The sequence below is a fragment of the Pseudomonas sp. PME37.24/025 genome (genome assembly GCF_055556615.1).
The window spans coordinates 177,083-195,543 of the sequence record NZ_JBVHNK010000001.1 but is presented as its reverse complement, the minus strand read 5'-3'; the positions used below and the strand labels follow the sequence as shown (position 1 = coordinate 195,543).

The 18,461-nt window shown below is 60.0% G+C and carries 13 protein-coding genes; 2 read left to right on the top strand and 11 right to left on the bottom strand.

Features of this window, described 5'->3' with window-relative positions:
• Positions 1–48: 48 nt before the first annotated feature.
• Complete coding sequence (locus tag ACZ3HH_RS00715) at positions 49–2,586, bottom strand: PAS domain-containing hybrid sensor histidine kinase/response regulator (RefSeq protein ID WP_465802180.1); 2,538 nt, start codon at positions 2,584–2,586, stop codon at positions 49–51.
• Between the two features lie 119 nt (positions 2,587–2,705).
• Between ACZ3HH_RS00715 and ACZ3HH_RS00710 the strand changes: the two genes are divergently transcribed.
• Positions 2,706–3,815, top strand: a complete 1,110-nt coding sequence (locus tag ACZ3HH_RS00710) for a PilT/PilU family type 4a pilus ATPase (RefSeq protein ID WP_465802178.1) — start codon at positions 2,706–2,708, stop codon at positions 3,813–3,815.
• A gap of 124 nt (positions 3,816–3,939) precedes the next feature.
• Here ACZ3HH_RS00710 and ACZ3HH_RS00705 read toward each other — a convergent pair whose 3' ends face one another.
• From ACZ3HH_RS00705 to ACZ3HH_RS00660, 10 genes are all read right to left on the bottom strand, one after another.
• Positions 3,940–5,895, bottom strand: a complete 1,956-nt coding sequence (locus tag ACZ3HH_RS00705; RefSeq protein ID WP_465802176.1) for an acetoacetate--CoA ligase — start codon at positions 5,893–5,895, stop codon at positions 3,940–3,942.
• 150 nt (positions 5,896–6,045) lie between these two features.
• Complete coding sequence (hbdH, locus tag ACZ3HH_RS00700; RefSeq protein ID WP_465802174.1) at positions 6,046–6,819, bottom strand: 3-hydroxybutyrate dehydrogenase; 774 nt, start codon at positions 6,817–6,819, stop codon at positions 6,046–6,048.
• 7 nt (positions 6,820–6,826) lie between these two features.
• Entirely contained in the window at positions 6,827–8,218 is a 1,392-nt protein-coding gene (locus ACZ3HH_RS00695; protein ID WP_465802172.1) for a GntP family permease, read from the bottom strand.
• A gap of 282 nt (positions 8,219–8,500) precedes the next feature.
• Positions 8,501–9,916: a sigma-54 interaction domain-containing protein gene (locus ACZ3HH_RS00690; protein ID WP_465802171.1), complete on the bottom strand. Its 1,416-nt coding sequence runs from the start codon at positions 9,914–9,916 to the stop codon at positions 8,501–8,503.
• A 152-nt stretch (positions 9,917–10,068) separates the two neighbouring features.
• Entirely contained in the window at positions 10,069–11,649 is a 1,581-nt protein-coding gene (locus ACZ3HH_RS00685; RefSeq protein WP_465802170.1) for an ABC transporter ATP-binding protein, read from the bottom strand.
• 14 nt (positions 11,650–11,663) lie between these two features.
• The gene (locus ACZ3HH_RS00680) at positions 11,664–12,686 is read right to left on the bottom strand and encodes an ABC transporter permease (RefSeq protein WP_465802169.1); all 1,023 of its coding nucleotides are present in this window, start codon (positions 12,684–12,686) and stop codon (positions 11,664–11,666) included.
• Positions 12,686–13,747 carry a microcin C ABC transporter permease YejB gene (locus ACZ3HH_RS00675; RefSeq protein WP_465802168.1) on the bottom strand — a complete coding sequence of 354 codons (1,062 nt, stop codon included), beginning with the start codon at positions 13,745–13,747 and terminating at the stop codon, positions 12,686–12,688. The genes ACZ3HH_RS00680 and ACZ3HH_RS00675 overlap by 1 nt, the downstream gene beginning before the upstream one ends.
• Positions 13,747–15,615, bottom strand: coding sequence for an extracellular solute-binding protein (locus ACZ3HH_RS00670; RefSeq protein ID WP_465802167.1), 1,869 nt, complete (start codon positions 15,613–15,615; stop codon positions 13,747–13,749). The genes ACZ3HH_RS00675 and ACZ3HH_RS00670 overlap by 1 nt, the downstream gene beginning before the upstream one ends.
• 135 nt (positions 15,616–15,750) lie before the next feature.
• Positions 15,751–16,032, bottom strand: coding sequence for a peptidylprolyl isomerase (locus ACZ3HH_RS00665; protein ID WP_008150918.1), 282 nt, complete (start codon positions 16,030–16,032; stop codon positions 15,751–15,753).
• A gap of 134 nt (positions 16,033–16,166) precedes the next feature.
• A complete protein-coding gene (locus ACZ3HH_RS00660; RefSeq protein ID WP_465802164.1) occupies positions 16,167–17,048 on the bottom strand; it encodes an esterase/lipase family protein in 882 nt (293 codons plus the stop codon).
• 337 nt (positions 17,049–17,385) lie between these two features.
• Between ACZ3HH_RS00660 and ACZ3HH_RS00655 the strand changes: the two genes are divergently transcribed.
• Entirely contained in the window at positions 17,386–18,438 is a 1,053-nt protein-coding gene (locus ACZ3HH_RS00655) for a hypothetical protein (protein ID WP_465802163.1), read from the top strand.
• Positions 18,439–18,461 lie beyond the last annotated feature (23 nt).

Sequence of the window (18,461 nt, the reverse complement as noted above, 5' to 3'; positions counted from 1 at the left end):
GTGGTGGCTATGTTGGTGCCAGCGTGGGGCGCGCGATTATGCCTTAACTCAGTCCGCTTGGCCGATCATCGTGCGAATCTTGTTGGCCAACAGGTCAATGGAAAAGGGTTTGGCCACCATGTCCATGCCTTCCTCCAGGAAACCCTGGCGTTCGGCGGCTTTTTCCGCATAACCGGTCATGAACAGCACCTTCAGACCCGGGCGATGCTGACGCGCGATTTCCGCCAGTTGCCGACCGTTCATGCCCGGCAGCCCGACATCGGTGACCAAAAGATCGACCCGCAGGTCGGACTCCAGCAAGGGCAGGGCGGCCTTGGCGTCTTCAGCCTCATGAGCGTGATAACCCAACTCATTGAGCAGGTCGAGCACCAGCATGCGCACCGCCGGATCGTCTTCCACCAGCACCACGGTTTCACCGGCCACCGCCGCCGGTGTTTCACCGGTGAGCGGCATCAAAGTAAGTTCCGGCACCGCTACGTGCAGCCGGGGCAAATACAGACGAACGCTGGTGCCTTGGCCCGGCAGGCTGTGAAGACTGACGTGTCCGCCCGACTGCTGGGCGAAGCCATAGATCATTGACAGCCCAAGGCCGGTGCCCTGGCCGATGGGTTTGGTGGTGAAGAACGGGTCGAAGGCCTTGGCCAACACTGACGGGGTCATGCCCGTGCCGTTGTCGCTGACGGCAATCATCAGGTAATCCCCGGCCCTGACCGGTTCCAGAGGGGTGATGTCGCTGCCGTCGAGGTGAACGTTAGCGGTTTCGATCAGCAGCTCGCCACCTTCGGGCATCGCATCCCGGGCATTGATGACGAGGTTGAGCAAGGCATTTTCCAGTTGGCTGACGTCAGTACTGACCGGCCAGACTTCATCGGCCAGTTGCATTTTGAGCTCGATATGGTCGCCCTTGGTGCGGCGGAACAAATCTTCCAGGGAATGCACCAGATGGTTGGCATTCAGCGGCTTGCGATCCAGCGACTGACGCCGGGAGAACGCCAGCAAACGATGGGTCAGGGCGGCGGCGCGGTGGGCCGAGGACACCGCGGCTTCGGTAAAACGACCGATCTCGGCGGCACGCCCGTCGGCGATGTAGCGTTGCATCAGATCGAGGCTGCCGATAATCCCGGTGAGCATGTTGTTGAAGTCATGGGCGATGCCGCCGGTGAGCTGTCCCACCGCTTCCATTTTCTGCGCGTGCCGCAAGGCGTCTTCGGCGCGCTCGCGTTCGAACATCTCGTTCTGCAGCCGCTGGTTGGCTTCGGCCAATTGTTGAGTGCGGGCGCTGACGCGTTCTTCAAGGGTTTCGTTGAGATTGCGCAGGGCTTCTTCGGTCTGTTTGCGCTCGGTTTCGTCGATTACGAAGATGTAAAAACCATTTGCCGCGCCGTCCGGGCCATGACGGGGCAGGTAGTTCATCAAGGCCTGACGGGTACCGCCGTCGCGGTGCGCGGCGCTGATGCTGAAACTGCAGGCCTTGCCTTTCAGCGCCTCGGCAATGTATTCGGCGCGCGAGGCATAGGCTTCGTCGCCCAGCACTTCGCGGATGGTGCGGCCGTAAAGCTCTTGGGGCGTCAGGCCGTACCATTCCAGATAGGCGGCATTGTTGAGGCGAAAGCGCTCCTCGCTGTCGACGTAACTGATCAGGATCGGCATGGCGTTGATGATCAGTTGCAGCTCAGTCTGGCTCTGGCGCAAAGCCTGTTCGATGTGTTTGCGTTCCGTCAGATCGAGTGCTGCGCCAAGGAAACGGATCGGCCGGCCATGATGGTCCTTGTAGCAGCGGCCTCGGGCAAACACCCAGCGCAATTGGCCGTCGGGCTGCAGCAAGCGATATTCCTCGGCGTACTCGCTGCCATGGGTGATGCAGTGCTTGATGCTGCGGGCAATCATGGCGCGGTCTTCCGGGTGCACGCCGTGGAGGTATTCGCTGATGGGCAACTGGCTGGCCATGGCCGGATTGATGCCATGCAATTGGGCGAAGTGGGCATCGGCGATGAAACGGTCTTCGCCAATGTCCCAGTCCCAGGTGCCGACCGCATCGGTGGCGGCCAGCGCCAGTTGCAGACGCTGCTCGGTTTCCTGCTGGGCCTTGAGGCTCGCGGCGGAGCGTTGTTCGAGTTCCAGGGCGATGCGGCGGCGTTCGTTGGTTTCGATGGCCGTGACCAGAATCCCGGCGACCTCGGCGCTTTCATTGCGAATGGGGCTGTAGGTCAAATCCAGCCAGAAGTCGGAATCCTGACCGTCGCGCTGCAAGGTAAAGCGCTGTTCGCTGTAGGTCCGCACCTGGCCCTGTAGGACGGCGCTGTAAATCGGGTCGGTGAAGTCTTTCAGTTCTGGCCAGATCAGGTGCGTCGGTTGTCCGAAAGCGTGTGGGTGCTTGCTGCCGGCGAGGAAGGCGAAGCCGTCGTTGTAGATCTGCGTAAGCTGCGGGCCCCACAGCAACAGCATCGGCATCGGCGAGTGAATCACAATGTCCACGGCGGTGCGCAGGCTCTGTGGCCAGTGCTCGGCGGCGCCCAGCGGGTTGTTTGTCCAGTCCAGTCGAGCAATCAAGGCTTGGGCGTCGCTGGCGGTCGGTGGTGCGTTCATTACAATGTCCTGCGCGTCAGTCGGTGTGGCGGCGTCTACTATCCTTGCAGGGCGGTAGACGCTGGATGACCCGTTTTGGGTCATTTTTTCAATTGAATGCTTCGCGGGTGTTTTTTGCCATGGAAATCGATGCACTGTTGCAGATTCTGTCCAGCCGCAATGGCTCCGATCTTTACCTGTCCACGGGCGCGCCACCCAGCGCGAAATTTGACGGTGTGCTCAAGCCCCTGGCCGAGCAAGCGTTCAAACCAGGAGAAGTCGCAGCCATCGCGGCGTCCATCATGGACGCCGAACAGCGCCTGGAGTTCGATCGCGAACTGGAAATGAACCTGGCGCTTTCCCTGGCCGGGGTCGGGCGCTTTCGGCTCAATATCTTCAAGCAACGCAACGATGTGTCCATCGTGGCGCGCAACATCAAACTCGACATTCCCCGCTTCGAAGACCTCAAGCTGCCGCCGGTGCTGCTCGAAACCGTCATGCTCAAACAGGGGTTGATATTGTTCGTCGGTTCGACCGGCTCAGGCAAGTCGACTTCGCTGGCGGCACTGATCGATTACCGCAACCGCCACAGCAGCGGCCATATCATCACCATCGAAGACCCGGTCGAGTTTATCCATCGGCACAAGAAGTCGATCGTCAATCAGCGCGAGGTCGGCGTCGATACCCGCAGTTTTCATGCCGCGTTGAAAAACACCCTGCGCCAGGCACCGGATGTGGTGCTGATCGGCGAAATTCGCGATCGCGAGACGATGGAGCACGCGCTGGCGTTTGCCGATACCGGTCATCTGGTCATTTCCACTTTGCATGCGCACAACGCCAATCAGGCGCTGGACCGCGTGATCAACTTCTTTCCCGAAGAGCGCCGGGCGCAACTGCTCCATGACCTGGGCAATAACCTCAAGGCCTTTGTTTCCCAGCGGTTGGTGCGTACCCGCGATGGGCAGCGCCGGGCGGCGGTGGAGATCATGCTGGGAACGCCGACCATCGGCGACCTGATCCGGCGCAATGAGTTTTCCGAGCTCAAGGGGATTATGGAGAAGTCTTCAGAGGCAGGGATGCAGACGTTTGATGGGGCGCTGTTCGAGCTGTTTGCCGAGGGCGCGATCGATGAGGCAGAGGCGCTGAAACATGCGGACTCGGTGAACAACTTGCGACTGCGCCTGAAAATGCACGCCGAGGCTACGCCCGGGCCCCATACACCGCCGGGGGAATGGGGATTGGTGGACTGAAGGGGCCGACGCTGATCAAAAATGTGGGAGCGAGCCTGCTCGCGATAGCGGTGTTCAGGCGACATCGATATTGATTGACCCGACGCCATCGCGAGCAGGCTCGCTCCCACAGTGGATCTACGTTTCAATCGTTCAATTCAGGGCGGTCACGAAACTGCTCCAACGCCTCGGGATTGGCCAGTGCATCGGTGTTCTTCACCTTCTGGCCATGCACCACATTCCTCACCGCCAGCTCGACCACCTTGCCGCTGATAGTCCGCGGAATGTCCGTCACCGCGACTATCTTCGCCGGCACATGCCGTGGTGTGGTGTTGGCGCGGATGACCTGGCGAATCTGTTGTTGCAGCGTTTCGTCCAGCTCGATACCGTCGCGCAACTTCACGAACAGCACCACTCGCACGTCATCCTGCCATTGCTGGCCGATGGCGACGCTGTCCAGCACCTGCGGGACTTTCTCCACCTGACGATAGATTTCCGCCGTGCCGATGCGGACGCCGCCGGGGTTGAGCACCGCGTCAGAGCGGCCGTGGATCAGCATGCCGCCGTGAGGCAGTTGCTCGGCGTAGTCGCCTTGGGCCCAGACGCCGGGGAACAGGCTGAAATAGGACTTTCGCAGTTTCTCCCCGTCAGGGTCATGCCATAAGCCGATGGGCATCGCCGGAAAATGTCGGGTGCACACCAGCTCGCCTTTTTCCCCGATCACAGGTTGCCCGGCGTCGTTCCAGACTTCGACCGCCATGCCCAGGCTCTTGCACTGCATTTCGCCACGGCGCACCGGCAGCACCGGGTTACCGATCACAAAGCACGAAACGATGTCGGTGCCGCCGGACATTGATGACAGGCACAGGTCGGACTTGAACGCGCGGTAGACGTAATCGAAGCTTTGCGGGGACAGCGCGGAACCGGTGGACAGCACGGTTTTCAGGCTGCTCAGGTCATGACTTTCGCACGGCTTCACGCCATTGCTTTCCAGCGCGGTGAGGAACTTGGGACTGGTGCCGAAGACGTTGATGCGTTCGTCGTCGATCAGATCGATCAAGCGCTCCGGGCCTGGATGAAACGGCGAGCCGTCGTAAAGCACCACGGCGCTGTCGACTGCCAGGGCCGAGACCAGCCAGTTCCACATCATCCAGCCGCAGGTTGTGTAGTAGAACAAACGGTCGCCGGCGCCGAGATCGGTGTGCAGACCATGTTCCTTGACGTGTTGCAGCAGCACGCCGCCGGTGCTGTGAACAATGCATTTCGGCACGCCGGTAGTGCCACTGGAATAGAGGATGTACAGCGGATGAGCGAAGGGCACGGGAACGAATTGCGGCTCGCCGCCCGGGTCGTAGAAATCGTCCCACAGCGTCACGTTGGCCTGGCAACGGAAATCCTCGATGTGCGCCTGGGGGCGTGCGTAAGGCACAACGATCAACTGCTGCAAGGACGGCAGTTGCCCAAGGATTTCATTGACCTTGGCGGTCTGGTCGATTTCTTTTCCGGCGTAGCGGTAACCGGCGCAGGTGATCAGCACTTTCGGCTCGATCTGGCCGAAGCGGTCAATCACCCCGTGGGTACCGAAGTCGGGAGAAGAACAAGACCAGATCGCGCCCAGACTGGTGGTGGCGAGCATGGCCACCAGGGTTTGCCAGGTGTTCGGCATGCACGCGGCCACACGGTCGCCGAGGCCGACACCGGCGGCTATCAGGCCGTTTTGAAAACCGGCGACATGGTTCGCCAGTTCGGCCCAGGTCAGTTGTTCCCGTTGGCCGTTTTCGCCGATGGCCACTACTGCCACGGCATCGTCGCGACGGCGCAGCAGGTGTTCGGCGAAGTTCAGCGTGGCGCGAGGGAACCACTGGGCGCTGGGCATTTGTGCGCCTTCTATTAGCACCGCATCCGGTTGATCGTGAAAACGGATGTCGAAGAAATCAACGATGGCCTGCCAGAAAACTTCCCGCTGATCGATGCTCCATTGGTGCAGGGCAGGGTAGTCGGCGATCTCAAGGGTGTGTCGCTGATTGACGAAGCGCCGGAAGGCCTCCATGCGGGTCTTGCCGATGCGCTCGGTGCCGGGTTGCCAGAGGATGTCGGACATGGCTTGGCCTCTTTTTCTTATGTGTACACAGTCTACTGTGGCGAGGGAGCTTGCTCCCGCTGGACAGCGAAGCTGTCCCAAAACCGATTTTACGACTGCTTCGCAGCCGAACGGGAGCAAGCTCCCTCGCCACAGGGGTCTGGCTGCGGGTTACTGCGCCAACCACCCACCATCAATATTCCACGCAGCCCCACGCACCTGGCTACCGGCCTCGCTGCATAAAAACAGCACCAACTCACCCAGTTGCGGCGGCGTCACGAATTCCAGCGACGGCTGCTTCTCGGCCAGCAAATCATGTTGCGCCTGCTGCGGGTCGATCCCGGTTGCGGCGCGATCATCGATCTGCTTCTGCACCAGCGGCGTCAGCACCCAACCCGGGCAGATGGCGTTGCAGGTGACGTTCGTCGTAGCCGTTTCCAGACCGACCACTTTGGTCAAACCGATCACGCCATGCTTGGCTGCAACGTACGCCGCTTTGCCCACCGAACCGACCTGGCCATGCACCGAGGCGATGTTGATGATCCGTCCCCAGCCTTTGGCGCGCATCCCCGGCAAACTCAAGCGGGTGCTGTGAAACACCGACGACAGGTTGATCGCCATGATCGAATCCCAGCGCTCCACCGGAAAATCTTCCACCGACGCCACGTGTTGGATGCCCGCGTTGTTGACCAGGATATCCACGCCGCCGAACTCACGCTCGGCGTACTCGATCATGTCGGCGATCTGCGCCGGGTCGCTGACGTCGGCCGGGTGATGGCCGACCTTGCCGCCGAATTGTGCGACTTCGGCAATCACCCTGGACGCATCGCCGAAACCGTTGAGGATCAGGTTGGCGCCAGCCTTGGCCAGGCTCAGGGCGATTCCCAGACCGATGCCGCTGGTGGAACCGGTGACCAGTGCGGTCTTGCCCGAAAGAGTCGTCATGAATACCTCACACAATGCCAGTGGCGTAGAAAGTACCGATCACCACAAAAACAGCGAGTGTCTTGATCAGCGTAATACAGAAAATGTCTTTGTAGGCCTCGCGGTGGGTCAAACCGGTGACCGCCAGCAAAGTAATCACCGCGCCGTTATGCGGCAGGGTGTCCATGCCGCCACTGGCCATCGCGGCGACCCGGTGCAGCACTTCCAGCGGAATATTGGCGGCGTGGGCGGCGCTGATGAACGTCTCGGACATTGCCGCCAGGGCAATGCTCATGCCGCCCGACGCCGAACCGGTGATGCCGGCCAGCAGGGTCACGGTAATCGCTTCGTTGACCAGCGGGTTGGGAATGCTTTTGAGCCAGCCGGACAGCACCAGGAAACCCGGAAGCGAGGCGATTACTGCACCGAAACCGTATTCCGACGCGGTATTCATCGCCGCCAGCAGCGCGCCGCTGACCGCACTTTTACTGCCTTCGGCCAACTTGCCGCGAATCGTCTGAAAGGCGAACACCAGCACCATGACGATGCCCACCAGCAAGGCTGCCTGGACCGCCCAGATCGCCGTCAGTTTGGCGATGTCGGTGGTCACCGGCGCTGCCATGCCTGGCAACGAGAGGCTGTGAGTCTTGCCGTACCACAGCGGAATCCAGCGGGTGAACAGCAGGTTCATCAGGCCCACCATCAACAGCGGGGAGAGCGCGATCCACGGGTTGGGCAGCTTGATGTCCGGCGCGGTTTCCGGTTCGTTGCGCAGCTCTGAACCATAACCTTCACCCGTGCGCTGGGCCTTGTTGCGCTGGCGCTGAAGAAACAGCATGCCGGCGCAGAACACGAAAATCGTGCCGATCAATCCCAGCCACGGTGCCGCCCAGGCGGTGGTGTTGAAGAAGGTGCTGGGGATGATGTTCTGGATCTGCGGAGTGCCGGGCAGGGCATCCATGGTGAACGAGAACGCGCCGAGGGCGATGGTCGCCGGGATCAGGCGTTTGGGAATATTGCTCTGGCGGAACATCTCGGCGGCAAACGGGTAGACCGCAAACACCACCACAAACAGCGACACGCCGCCGTAAGTGAGCAGGGCGCAGACCAACACGATCACCAGCATCGCCTGGCGAGTGCCGAGCAAGCGAATTGCCGCTGCGACGATGGAGCGCGAGAAACCCGACAACTCGATCAGCTTGCCGAACACGGCACCGAGCAGGAACACCGGGAAATACAGTTTGACGAAGCCGACCATTTTTTCCATGAACACCCCGGTGAAGACTGGGGCAACCGCGGAAGGGTCAGTGAGCAGGACGGCGCCGAGGGCGGCGATCGGGGCAAAGAGGATAACGCTGTAGCCACGGTAAGCAGCCACCATCAGCAGCGTGAGAGCTGCCAAGGCAATGATCACACTCATGGTGTGTCTCCTTCGATTGTTATTTTTGTAGGGTGAAGCTTTGTGGGAAGGGCTATAGCGAGTTTCGTGCCAGAAGATTAAGTTATTGAAATATAAGATTTTATTTTGATTTTTTTGAAAGCCAGGAAGACTGTGGTCTCTATTTAGAGACGTTCGGCGCAAAAAAAGATCGCAGCCTTCGGCAGCTCCTACAGGGGAACGCGAAAATCCACCGTAGGAGCTGCCGAAGGCTGCGATCTATTGATTTTGAAAATCTATCTACCAATGGAGATCAGTGTCTCGTTATTGAGACTCCGCAATCCCCAACGCCACCATCTTCTTGTACAACGTCGACCGCCCCAGACCCAACCGAGCCGCCGCTTCGATAACCTTCCCGCCACATTGCGCGAGGGCGGATTCAATCAATTGCCGATCAAACCGTTCGCGAGCCTCACTGAAGGTTTCATGGGCAACCGGCTCGATGGCTAAGGGCGCCACACGCTGCACCGGGGTAAAACTGCCAATCGCCGCGCGGATATCCGCCGCGTTCAGCATCAAATCATCACTGAGTAACGCCGCGCGCTCCAGAACGTTGCGCAGTTCGCGGATGTTCCCCGGCCAGGCGTGTTGACCCAACAAATCCAGGGCTTCGGAGTTCAGTTCGTGCTGACTGCGCAGCTCTTCGAGGATCGCTTCGCTGAGGGCTGGCAGGTCGTCGAGTCGATCACGCAGGGGCGGGACCTGAATCGGCAGCACGTTGAGGCGGTAATACAAGTCGGCACGAAACTCGCCGCGTTTGATCGCCGCTTCCAGATCGGTGGAGGTGGCCGCGATCACCCGCACATCACTCTGGATCACTTCGTTGGAGCCCACCGGTTCGAATTCCTTTTCCTGCAACACGCGCAGCAGTTTGCTTTGCAGTGGCAGCGGCATGTCGCCGATCTCGTCGAGAAACAGCGTGCCCCCCTGAGCGATCTGCAACTTGCCGGTACGGCCCTTGCGATCCGCGCCGGTGAACGCGCCGGGTGCGGTACCAAAGAACTCGGCTTCCAGCAGCGATTCGGGAATCGCCGCGCTGTTGATGCTGACGAACGCTTTGTGCGCCCGAGGCGAGGCGCCGTGGATCGCCTGGGCCAGCAACTCCTTGCCGGTACCGGTTTCGCCGAGCAACAACACCGGCGACTCGGCACTGGCGCTGCGCCGGGCGCGGCGTTTGACTTCGAGGCTGGCGGCGCTGGTGCCGATGAAATGGGCGAAGTTGTACTTGGTCTGCCGCGCCCGCAGCAGCGAGCGGGTCGATGCCAGTTCTTCCTGCATGCTCAAGTAGCGCTTGAGCATCGGCGACAGGCTGCGCAATTCATCGAACAGAGCAAAACCGATGGCGCCGATCACCGCGCCGGCATCGTCGTGAATCGGCAGGCGCATCACCACCAGCGGCTCCTTGGGGGTGTCCTGCATGTCCAGCAGGATGGGTCGTCCGGTGCGCACCACCTCACGCAACAGGCTGCCGGGGATCACGCTTTCACAGGCCCTGCCGATTGCACCTGCGGCCGATTCGAGACCGAAGCGCCGGGCATAACGCTCGTTCATCCAGACGATGTTCGCATCGCGGTCGACAATCACCGTGCCTTCGCTCGATTGCTCGATGATTTCGAACAGCGAGCGGATCGCCAGGGTGCGAACGCGCTGGTAGTCCTTGAGGCTTTCGGTGATGTCCATGGGGGCTGATCCTGATTAAGTATTGCCTGTGCCGGCCCAATCGCGGGCAAGCCCGCTCCCACAGGATTTGGGGTTGCCGCTGAATTTAGGCACGACATAAAACCTGTGGGAGCCGGGCTTGCCCGCGACGCGGTTCATCGGCGTACACGGGATTATGCCCACCCCGGACGCGCCGCCGCCAACAGCTCTTTGGTATACGGATGCTGCGGCGAATCGAACACGTCGTGGCTCGCGCCGCTTTCAACCACTTTGCCGTCCTTGATCACGATCATGTCGTGGGCCAGGGCGCGCACCACCGCCAGGTCGTGGCTGATGAACAGGTAGGTCAGGCCATGTTTTTCCTGAAGCTGACGGAGCAGGGCGACCACTTGTTTTTGCACTGTGCGATCCAGTGCCGAGGTCGGTTCATCCAACAGGATCAGCGCCGGTTTCAGCACCAGCGCGCGGGCAATGGCGATGCGCTGGCGTTGGCCGCCGGAGAATTCGTGCGGGTAGCGGTGACGGCTTTGCGGGTCGAGGCCGACTTCTTCCAGCACCCGGATCACCTGGGCTTCGCATTCATCCGGGGTGGATTGGCTGTGAACCTCAAGGCCTTCACTGATGATCTGCGCCACGGACATACGCGGGCTGAGACTGCCAAAGGGGTCCTGGAACACCACCTGCATCTTTTTGCGCCACGGCCGCAGCTGCTTTTGCGTCAGGCCATCCAGCGCCGCACCCTGAAAGCGAATGCTGCCCTGCGAGTCGAGCAAGCGCAGGATCGCCTGACCCAGCGTGGACTTGCCCGAACCGGACTCACCGACGATGCCCAACGTCTTGCCGCGCTGGATGTTCAGGCTGATGCCGTCCACCGCGTGCAGGTAAGTTTTACGCTGAAACAGGCCACCACCGATGGCGAACCGCACTTGCAGATTATCCACTTCCAGCACTTTTTCGCGCTCGTCCCGGGGCAGGGCTTCGCCTTCCGGTTCGGCGTTCAATAGTACGCAGCTGTAAGGATGTTTCGGCTCGGTGAACAGTGTTTCGCAGGGCGCCTGCTCGACGATTTCCCCGGCACGCATCACGCATACCCGTTGGGCGATGCTGCGCACCAGATTGAGGTCGTGGCTGATCAGCAGCAGCGACATACCGAGCCGCTGTTGCAGCGATTTGAGTAGCAGCAGAATCTTGCGCTGCACCGTCACATCCAGCGCGGTGGTCGGCTCATCGGCGATCAGCAATTCCGGTTCGCAGGCCAGTGCCATGGCGATCATCACCCGTTGTCGCTGGCCGCCGGACAATTGATGCGGATAGGCCTTGAGCCGCTCTTCGGGTTTCTGGATGCCCACCAGTTGCAGCAACTCGAGAATCCGCGCTTGCGCCGCTTTGCCGCCCAGCCCCTTATGCAGCAGCAGGGTTTCGCCGATCTGCTTTTCAATGCTGTGCAGCGGGTTGAGGGAGGTCATCGGTTCCTGGAAGATCATCGCGATCCGGTTGCCGCGCAGCTCGCGCAAAATCTTGATGTCGGTGCCGATCAGTTCCTGACCGCGGTAGCGAATTCTGCCGGTGGTTTCAGTGCCGGTCTCGGGCAGCAGTTGCAGGATCGAGTGGGCAGTCACCGACTTGCCGCAACCCGACTCGCCGACCAGCGCGAGGCACTCGCCGGGGCGGATGTCCAGGCACAGGTTGCGCACCACGGTCTGGCCGCTGAAGGCCACGTTGAGGTCACGGATTTCGATCAGGTTGTCACTCATATCAACAGTCCGCGTCATGATCGTGGATCAAAGGCATCGCGCAACGCCTCTCCGATGAACACCAATAAAGAAAGGATCAACGCCAAGGTGAAGAAAGCCGTCAAACCCAGCCACGGTGCTTGCAGGTTCTGCTTGCCTTGACCGATCAATTCGCCCAGGGACGCACTGCCGGCCGGCATGCCGAAGCCAAGAAAATCCAGCGCCGTGAGGGTAGAAATCGCCCCGGTCAAAATGAACGGCAAATAACTCAGGGTGGCGTTCATCGCGTTGGGCAGAATGTGCCGCACGATCACCTTGCGATCGGTCAGGCCCAGCGCACGGGCGGCCTTGACGTATTCCAGGTTGCGCCCGCGCAGGAACTCGGCGCGCACCACGTCCACCAGGGCCAGCCAGGAAAACAGCGCCATGATCCCCAGCAGCCACCAGAAATTCGGCTCGACGAAGCCAGACAGAATGATCAGCAGGTACAGCACCGGCAGCCCCGACCAGACTTCCAGCAAGCGCTGACCGATCAGGTCGACCCAGCCACCGTAATAGCCTTGCAGTGCTCCGGCGGCGATGCCGATCAACGCACTGATGAAGGTCAGCGCCAGCGCGAACAGAATCGACACCCGCGCCCCGAAAATCACCCGGGCCAGCACGTCGCGGGCCTGATCGTCGGTGCCCAGCCAGTTGACCTTCGACGGCGGGCTCGGCGCCGGTTGATTGAGGTCGTAATTGGGCGTGTCGTCGCTGAACGGGATCGGTGGGAACAGCATCCAGCCGCCATCCTTGTGGATCAGCTTCTGCACGTAATCGCTGCGGTAGTCGGCCTGGAATGGCAATTGCCCACCGAACTCCTGCTCGGTGTGGCGTTTGAGCGCCGGGAAGTACAGCGAGCCTTGATAACTGACCATCAGCGGTTTGTCGTTGGCGATCAGCTCGCCGCCCAGGGTCAGCAGGAACAGGCCGATAAACAACCACAGCGACCACCAGCCCCGGCGGTTTTTCTTGAAACGGTCGAAACGGCGACGGCCCAGCGGCGAGAGCTTGAACATCAGGCGTTCCTCGCAGCGAAGTCGATACGCGGGTCGACCAGGGTGTAGCAAAGGTCGCCGATGATTTTTATCAGCAGGCCGAACAAGGTGAAGATGAACAGCGAACCGAATACCACCGGATAGTCCCGTGACACCGCGGCTTCGTAACTCATGCGCCCCAGGCCATCGAGGGAGAAAATCACTTCGATCAGCAGCGAGCCGGCGAAAAAGACGCTGATGAAAGCCTGCGGAATTCCCGACACCACCAGCAGCATGGCGTTGCGAAACACATGGCCGTAAAGCACCCTGCGTTCGCTCAAGCCCTTGGCCCGGGCGGTGACCACGTATTGGCGGGTGATTTCATTGAGGAAGGAGTTCTTGGTGAGGATGGTCAGGGTGGCGAAACCGCCGACCACCAGTGCCGTCACCGGCAGCACCAGGTGCCAGAAGTAATCGGCGACTTTGCCCAGGGTCGACAGCGACTCGAAATTGTCCGAGACCAGACCGCGCACCGGGAACCAGTTCAATGAGGTGCCGCCGGCGAAGACCACGATCAGGAACATCGCGAACAGGAACGCCGGCATGGCGTAACCGATGATGATCGCGGTGCTGCTCCAGATATCGAAATGGCTGCCATGATGCACAGCCTTGCGGATGCCCAGAGGGATCGACACCAGGTAGGTGATCAACGTGGCCCAGAGCCCGAGGGAAATGGTCACCGGCATCTTTTCCAGAATCAGGTCGGTGACGGTGGCGCCGCGAAAAAAGCTCTTGCCGAAGTCGAGGCGGGCGTAGCTCTTGAGCATCAGCCACAGGCGTTCGGGTGCCGGCTTATCGAAGCCGTATTGCTTTTCGATCTCCTTGATCAACTGTGGATCGAGCCCACGACTGGCGCGCGAACTGCCCTGCAGCGCTTCGCTGGAACCCCCGCCGACATTCGCGCCGCCGATGCCTTGCAGGTGCGCGATAGCCTGTTCCACGGGACCGCCCGGAGCGGCCTGGACGATGACGAAGTTGACCAGAAGAATGATCACCAGTGTCGGAATGATCAGCAGCAAGCGCCGCAGTACGTAAGCCCACATCAGTGCGGCCCTCCGGGTTTGCCGCGTTTGATGAGTTCGGCGGTCATCTGTTGGTTGGTCAAGGGGGTGGAACTCACTTCCCACCAACTGTCGATGGCTTCGTCATTGCTCGCTTGCACCGAGGGAATGCCGAAGCGGTTCCACCACACGGTCGAGCTGCCTGGCGGGTAATAATTGGGAATCCAGTAGAAGTTCCATTGCAGGACGCGGTCCAGGGCATGGGCGTAGCGCAGCATGTCAGTCTGGGTGGTGGCGCGAACCAGGCCGTTGATCAGCGTATCGACCGCTGGGTTCTTCAGCACCATGTAGTTGTTGGAACCAGGATCGTTGGCCGCCGCCGAGCCAAAGTAGTTGTACAGCTCGTTGCCCGGCGAGGTGGTAACCGGATAGCCGGTGACGATCATGTCGTAATCCCGGGACATCAGGCGGTTTATGTACTGGGAGGCGTCGATGCGGCGAATATTCAGCTCGATGCCGATTTGTTTCAGGGTGCGCTTATAAGGCAGCAGCAATCGATCCATGCCGTTCTGGCTGATCAGGAAGGTGAAGCTCAGCGGTTGACCTTGGGCATTGACCAGTTGATCGCCATCGGGTTTCCAGCCGGCCTGTTCGAGTAAGTCCAGGGCTTGCAACTGTTTGTCGCGAATCACGCCGCTGCCGTCGGTTTTCGGTGCTTCGAAGACCTGGGTGAAGACTTCGTCGGGGATTTGCCCGCGCAGCGGTTCGAGAATCGCTCGCTCATCTGCGTCGGGCAGTTGCCGGGCTGCAAGGTCGGTATTGGAAAAGTAGCTCTGCTGGCGGATGTACAGTTCTCGCATCATCTGCCGGTTGCTCCACTCGAAATCCCAGAGCATGGCCAGGGCCTGACGCACGCGGCGGTCCTGGAACATCGGGTTTTGCAGGTTGAACACAAACCCCTGGGCCGATTGCGGTGCCTCTTTGGCCAGGTGGGCCTTTTGCAGGCGACCGTCGCTAAGGGCCGGGCTTTCGTAGCCGATGGAGTAGGCGGTGGCGGAGAATTCGCGGTTGTAATCGTAGGCGCCGCCACGCAGCACCTGACGGGCAACGTCGGTATCGCCGAAGTATTCGATGCTGAAATGATCGAAGTTATAGAGGCCGCGACTGACTGGCAGATCTTTGCCCCACCAGTCGGCGTTGCGCTCGAAGGTGATGCTGCGCCCGGAGTCGACCTTACTCACGCGGTATGGCCCGCTGCCCAGCGGGGGCTCGTAACCGCCACCATTGGCAAAGTCGCGGGTTTTCCACCAGTGCTCGGGAAGTACCGGCAAGGTAGCGAGGTCGAGGGGCAGGGTGCGGTTTTCGTTGCTCTTGAAGTCGAACCGAACGGTAAGGGGTGACTCTACCTCGACGCCTTTGACGTCGGCGAATTGGGTGCGATAGCGCAGGCTGCCTTGGGTCATCAGCAGGTCGAAGGTATAGCGCACATCTTCAGCGGTGATCGGTTTGCCATCGGCGAAACGGGCCTTCGGATTCAGGTAGAAACGCAGCGACAGTCCGTCGTTGGCGCGCTCCATCTGTTGGGCCACCAGGCCGTAAACGGTATAGGGTTCGTCCAGCGAGCGCTGGGCCAGGGGCGAGTAGATCAAGCCATCGATCTGCGTGACACCCGTGCCCTTGTCGATGTACGGCAGGATATGGTCGAAATGACCGATTTCCATCGCCGAGCGACGCATCGTGCCGCCCTTGGGCGCTTGCGGGTTGGTGTAGGCGAAATGGCTGAAGCCAGCGGGATACTTCGCCGGTTCACCGTACACGGTCAACGCATGTTGCGGTGCAGCGTTCACACCGGCGGCGCCCAATAACAGGGCCACGGCAGTGAACAACAAAGTGAGGAAAACCAGTCGCATTGTCAGCCTTAGAGCCGGGTGGTCGATAACCACAATTTGTACGCTAGCGGCGCGTCCCTCGCCAGCCGTATCACGTAACGAAAACACAACGGCCCACCAAAAGGCGGGCCGTTGTGTAGCAAACTCAAGGGTTGATCAGTCCTGACGGCTGGTCACTTCCAGCAGGTGGTAACCGAACTGGGTCTTGACCGGGCCTTGTACCACGTTGATCGGTGCGCTGAAGACCACGGTGTCGAATTCCTTGACCATTTGGCCTGGACCGAACGAACCCAGGTCACCGCCCTGGCGGCTGGACGGGCAGGTGGAGTTGGCTTTAGCGACTTCGGCGAAGTCGGCGCCGCCTTCGATTTGGGCTTTGAGTTCGTTGCACTTGGCTTCGCTGGCAACCAGGATGTGACGGGCAGTGGCTTTGGCCATGGGAAAATACTCCATTCAATGTTCAATAAAGTGCGGAGCCTACCGGATTCAGTGGGCTATTTCTCTCTCAAAGTTCCGTGAATATCAATTCCGTGGATATCAGTTCCGTCTATCGCGTGGCATCAAGGTATTGCTTAAAGGCCAGCATTTCTCAAGCGTTCGGCATGCTGTACGTACAGGGCGATCGGGTCGATGCCCTTGCGGACCTGACCGGTTGTCTGGCCGAGGCTTTCCAGATGATCCAGCGGATAGTCTGAACGGATCACTTTCCCCAAATGGGCGCTGAATCGGCCGACCATGCCGTCATTCTGTTCGGCTTCGGTGGTGAAATAGTGGGAGAAGGCCCGCAGGAATCCGTGCAGCGGATTGAGTGCATGGAGCCCCTCATCGAGAATGTTTCCCTGCAGGGTGCCGCTCCAGGAATAGTAGCGCACGCCGTTCACCAATTCGCGGCCCTTGCCGCCCCAGGTTTTCGGTAACCCTTGAGGGTACTTGTCGTTGAATGCGCCGACGCCTTCGGTGGTCAGCGCATTGAGCGCGGCGATGGCGTTCTGCGGCAGGTGCCGGTTGCCACTGAGCAACGACAGGAAGTCGGCGAACAGGGTGGCCACCGCTCCGGCGACATGCTCCGGCAGGCGCCCGGGCGTCAGCGCCTTGCGCAGGAAGTCGGCCAGTTCCGAGCCATGGTTCGGTCCGCTGACCGATGTCACCGAAGCGACCGCCTCCGGCGCTAGCGCTCCCGCATACCGTACAGCCAGTGCCCCCTGACTGTGACCGATCAGGTTGACTTTGCTTGCACCGGTTCCTTGCAATACCCGGTCGATCTGCGCCAACAGTTGTTCGCCGCGGGTTTCATTACTGTGGGTGGCTGACAGGTGTGGGATGAAAACTCTCGCGCCGGCGTTTCTCAGGGCCAGTTTGACGTCATGGAACAGTTCCAGGTTGCCAATGCGGTCGAAGCCGAAGAGCCCGTGGACCAGCAGGATCGGATACTGAGTGGTTGCATTCCGTAGCATATACATTCCTTTTTCGCAGTAAGTCAGGTGTGTGCTCAAGGGGGCACTCTAAAGCACACCACCCGCACGGCGATGTATGAAAAAGCCGCTGTAACCTGACGAAAACGGAATAGAAATGGTACGAAAGTTCGGATGAGCATGAGGTCTTGGTCGGAATATCCGGACATCTTTTTAACGATGACTGCACGTTTCTTCACAATGACCTACCTCTGAAACGTCCTTTTACCGTGCAAGCCGACGCGATTGTCCGGCAGCGCGAATCAGTACCGTGGGTTTCAATAGGCTTCGTTCGATGCCGACCTCAAGGCGGCATTTATTCCAAGGACTGGAGCGTTGAATGACTACTTATGAAGCAGATAACTTGAATGTTGTAGAGCAATGCCTGGTGGCACCACAGCTGGATCAGGCGGATAACGCCACGCTCGATCCGTCCGACAATAAGGCCATTATCACCGTCGTGCCTTATCCGGACATGGCTTGTGGAGACAAACTAGTCATGTTCTGGTCTGGCATCGATGCAGAGGGTATTGCGTATCGGTATGAGGTATCGCGTTTTGTCAGCGAAGCTCAGGTGGGCAGGGCGATTGTCTTTAGCGTATCGGCTATGCACATCGCCGCACTGGACGGCGGGTCACTCGAGCTTTATTACACCCTCTACACTGCGCGTCTTCGTGAACCTGTGGAGTCTGGGCGTTTATACCTGAGCGTCGGTGATGCCCGGCCAGATTTGCTGCCTGTGATTGTGGACGATGCGGTGGGCGGCACGCTCGATCCGGACAGGGTCGCGCAGGGCGCGCGCGTAACGATCAGGCCGTATGCCCGGATGGCAGCTGGAGATCGGGTCTTGTTGTCCTGGGCAGGTGTTACGCCACAAGCGAGTTTCAGTGACGCATTGAAAATCGAATCCTTTGCAGTCGGAGCCGAACTATCGTTTTGGGTAAATTCCGACTGTATTGCACCCAATCTCGGGGCAGTCGTTACGATCAGCTATTGCATCGAGCGGAGTGGGCAGCCGTCACGCTTCTCGGAGCCTGTACAGCTGTTGATCGGCCCGCTGGAGCGAGGACCGCTTTTGCCACCTACCGTTCTGGAAGCCGATGAAGGTTGGCTGGATCTGCAAGATGCGATCGATGGTGTCACCGTCGTGATCGACGATGCCCAGGCCGAAGAGGGGGAACTGGTCTATCTGAAATGTGACGGGGAGCATTTCAGTCATCGCGATGATCGTGAAGTTTCCAGGGAAATGGCCGGTCAACCGCTGGTATTTATCGTTCCGTACAGGTTTTGGCGCGAGCATCAGGACTTGACGGTCCGAGTAGCCTATTCGGTCGAGCGTCTTGACGAGGTGAGCCAGCAGTCCGAAGCCACGTTGGTGCAAGTGCACTCGTAACCTGATTTAACGTCAACCGCCTT

What these genes read in the sequence shown, in the direction of transcription:
- ACZ3HH_RS00705 (WP_465802176.1), bottom strand. Translation starts at nt 5,895, where the DNA reads ATGTCCGACATCCTCTGGCAACCCGGCACCGAGCGCATCGGCAAGACC.
- ACZ3HH_RS00680 (WP_465802169.1), bottom strand. Translation starts at nt 12,686, where the DNA reads ATGTTCAAGCTCTCGCCGCTGGGCCGTCGCCGTTTCGACCGTTTCAAG.
- ACZ3HH_RS00670 (WP_465802167.1), bottom strand. Translation starts at nt 15,615, where the DNA reads ATGCGACTGGTTTTCCTCACTTTGTTGTTCACTGCCGTGGCCCTGTTA.
- ACZ3HH_RS00655 (WP_465802163.1), top strand. Translation starts at nt 17,386, where the DNA reads ATGACTACTTATGAAGCAGATAACTTGAATGTTGTAGAGCAATGCCTG.
- ACZ3HH_RS00690 (WP_465802171.1), bottom strand. Translation starts at nt 9,916, where the DNA reads ATGGACATCACCGAAAGCCTCAAGGACTACCAGCGCGTTCGCACCCTG.
- ACZ3HH_RS00695 (WP_465802172.1), bottom strand. Translation starts at nt 8,218, where the DNA reads ATGAGTGTGATCATTGCCTTGGCAGCTCTCACGCTGCTGATGGTGGCT.
- ACZ3HH_RS00675 (WP_465802168.1), bottom strand. Translation starts at nt 13,747, where the DNA reads ATGTGGGCTTACGTACTGCGGCGCTTGCTGCTGATCATTCCGACACTG.
- ACZ3HH_RS00715 (WP_465802180.1), bottom strand. Translation starts at nt 2,586, where the DNA reads ATGAACGCACCACCGACCGCCAGCGACGCCCAAGCCTTGATTGCTCGA.
- ACZ3HH_RS00660 (WP_465802164.1), bottom strand. Translation starts at nt 17,048, where the DNA reads ATGCTACGGAATGCAACCACTCAGTATCCGATCCTGCTGGTCCACGGG.
- ACZ3HH_RS00710 (WP_465802178.1), top strand. Translation starts at nt 2,706, where the DNA reads ATGGAAATCGATGCACTGTTGCAGATTCTGTCCAGCCGCAATGGCTCC.
- hbdH (WP_465802174.1), bottom strand. Translation starts at nt 6,819, where the DNA reads ATGACGACTCTTTCGGGCAAGACCGCACTGGTCACCGGTTCCACCAGC.
- ACZ3HH_RS00665 (WP_008150918.1), bottom strand. Translation starts at nt 16,032, where the DNA reads ATGGCCAAAGCCACTGCCCGTCACATCCTGGTTGCCAGCGAAGCCAAG.
- ACZ3HH_RS00685 (WP_465802170.1), bottom strand. Translation starts at nt 11,649, where the DNA reads ATGAGTGACAACCTGATCGAAATCCGTGACCTCAACGTGGCCTTCAGC.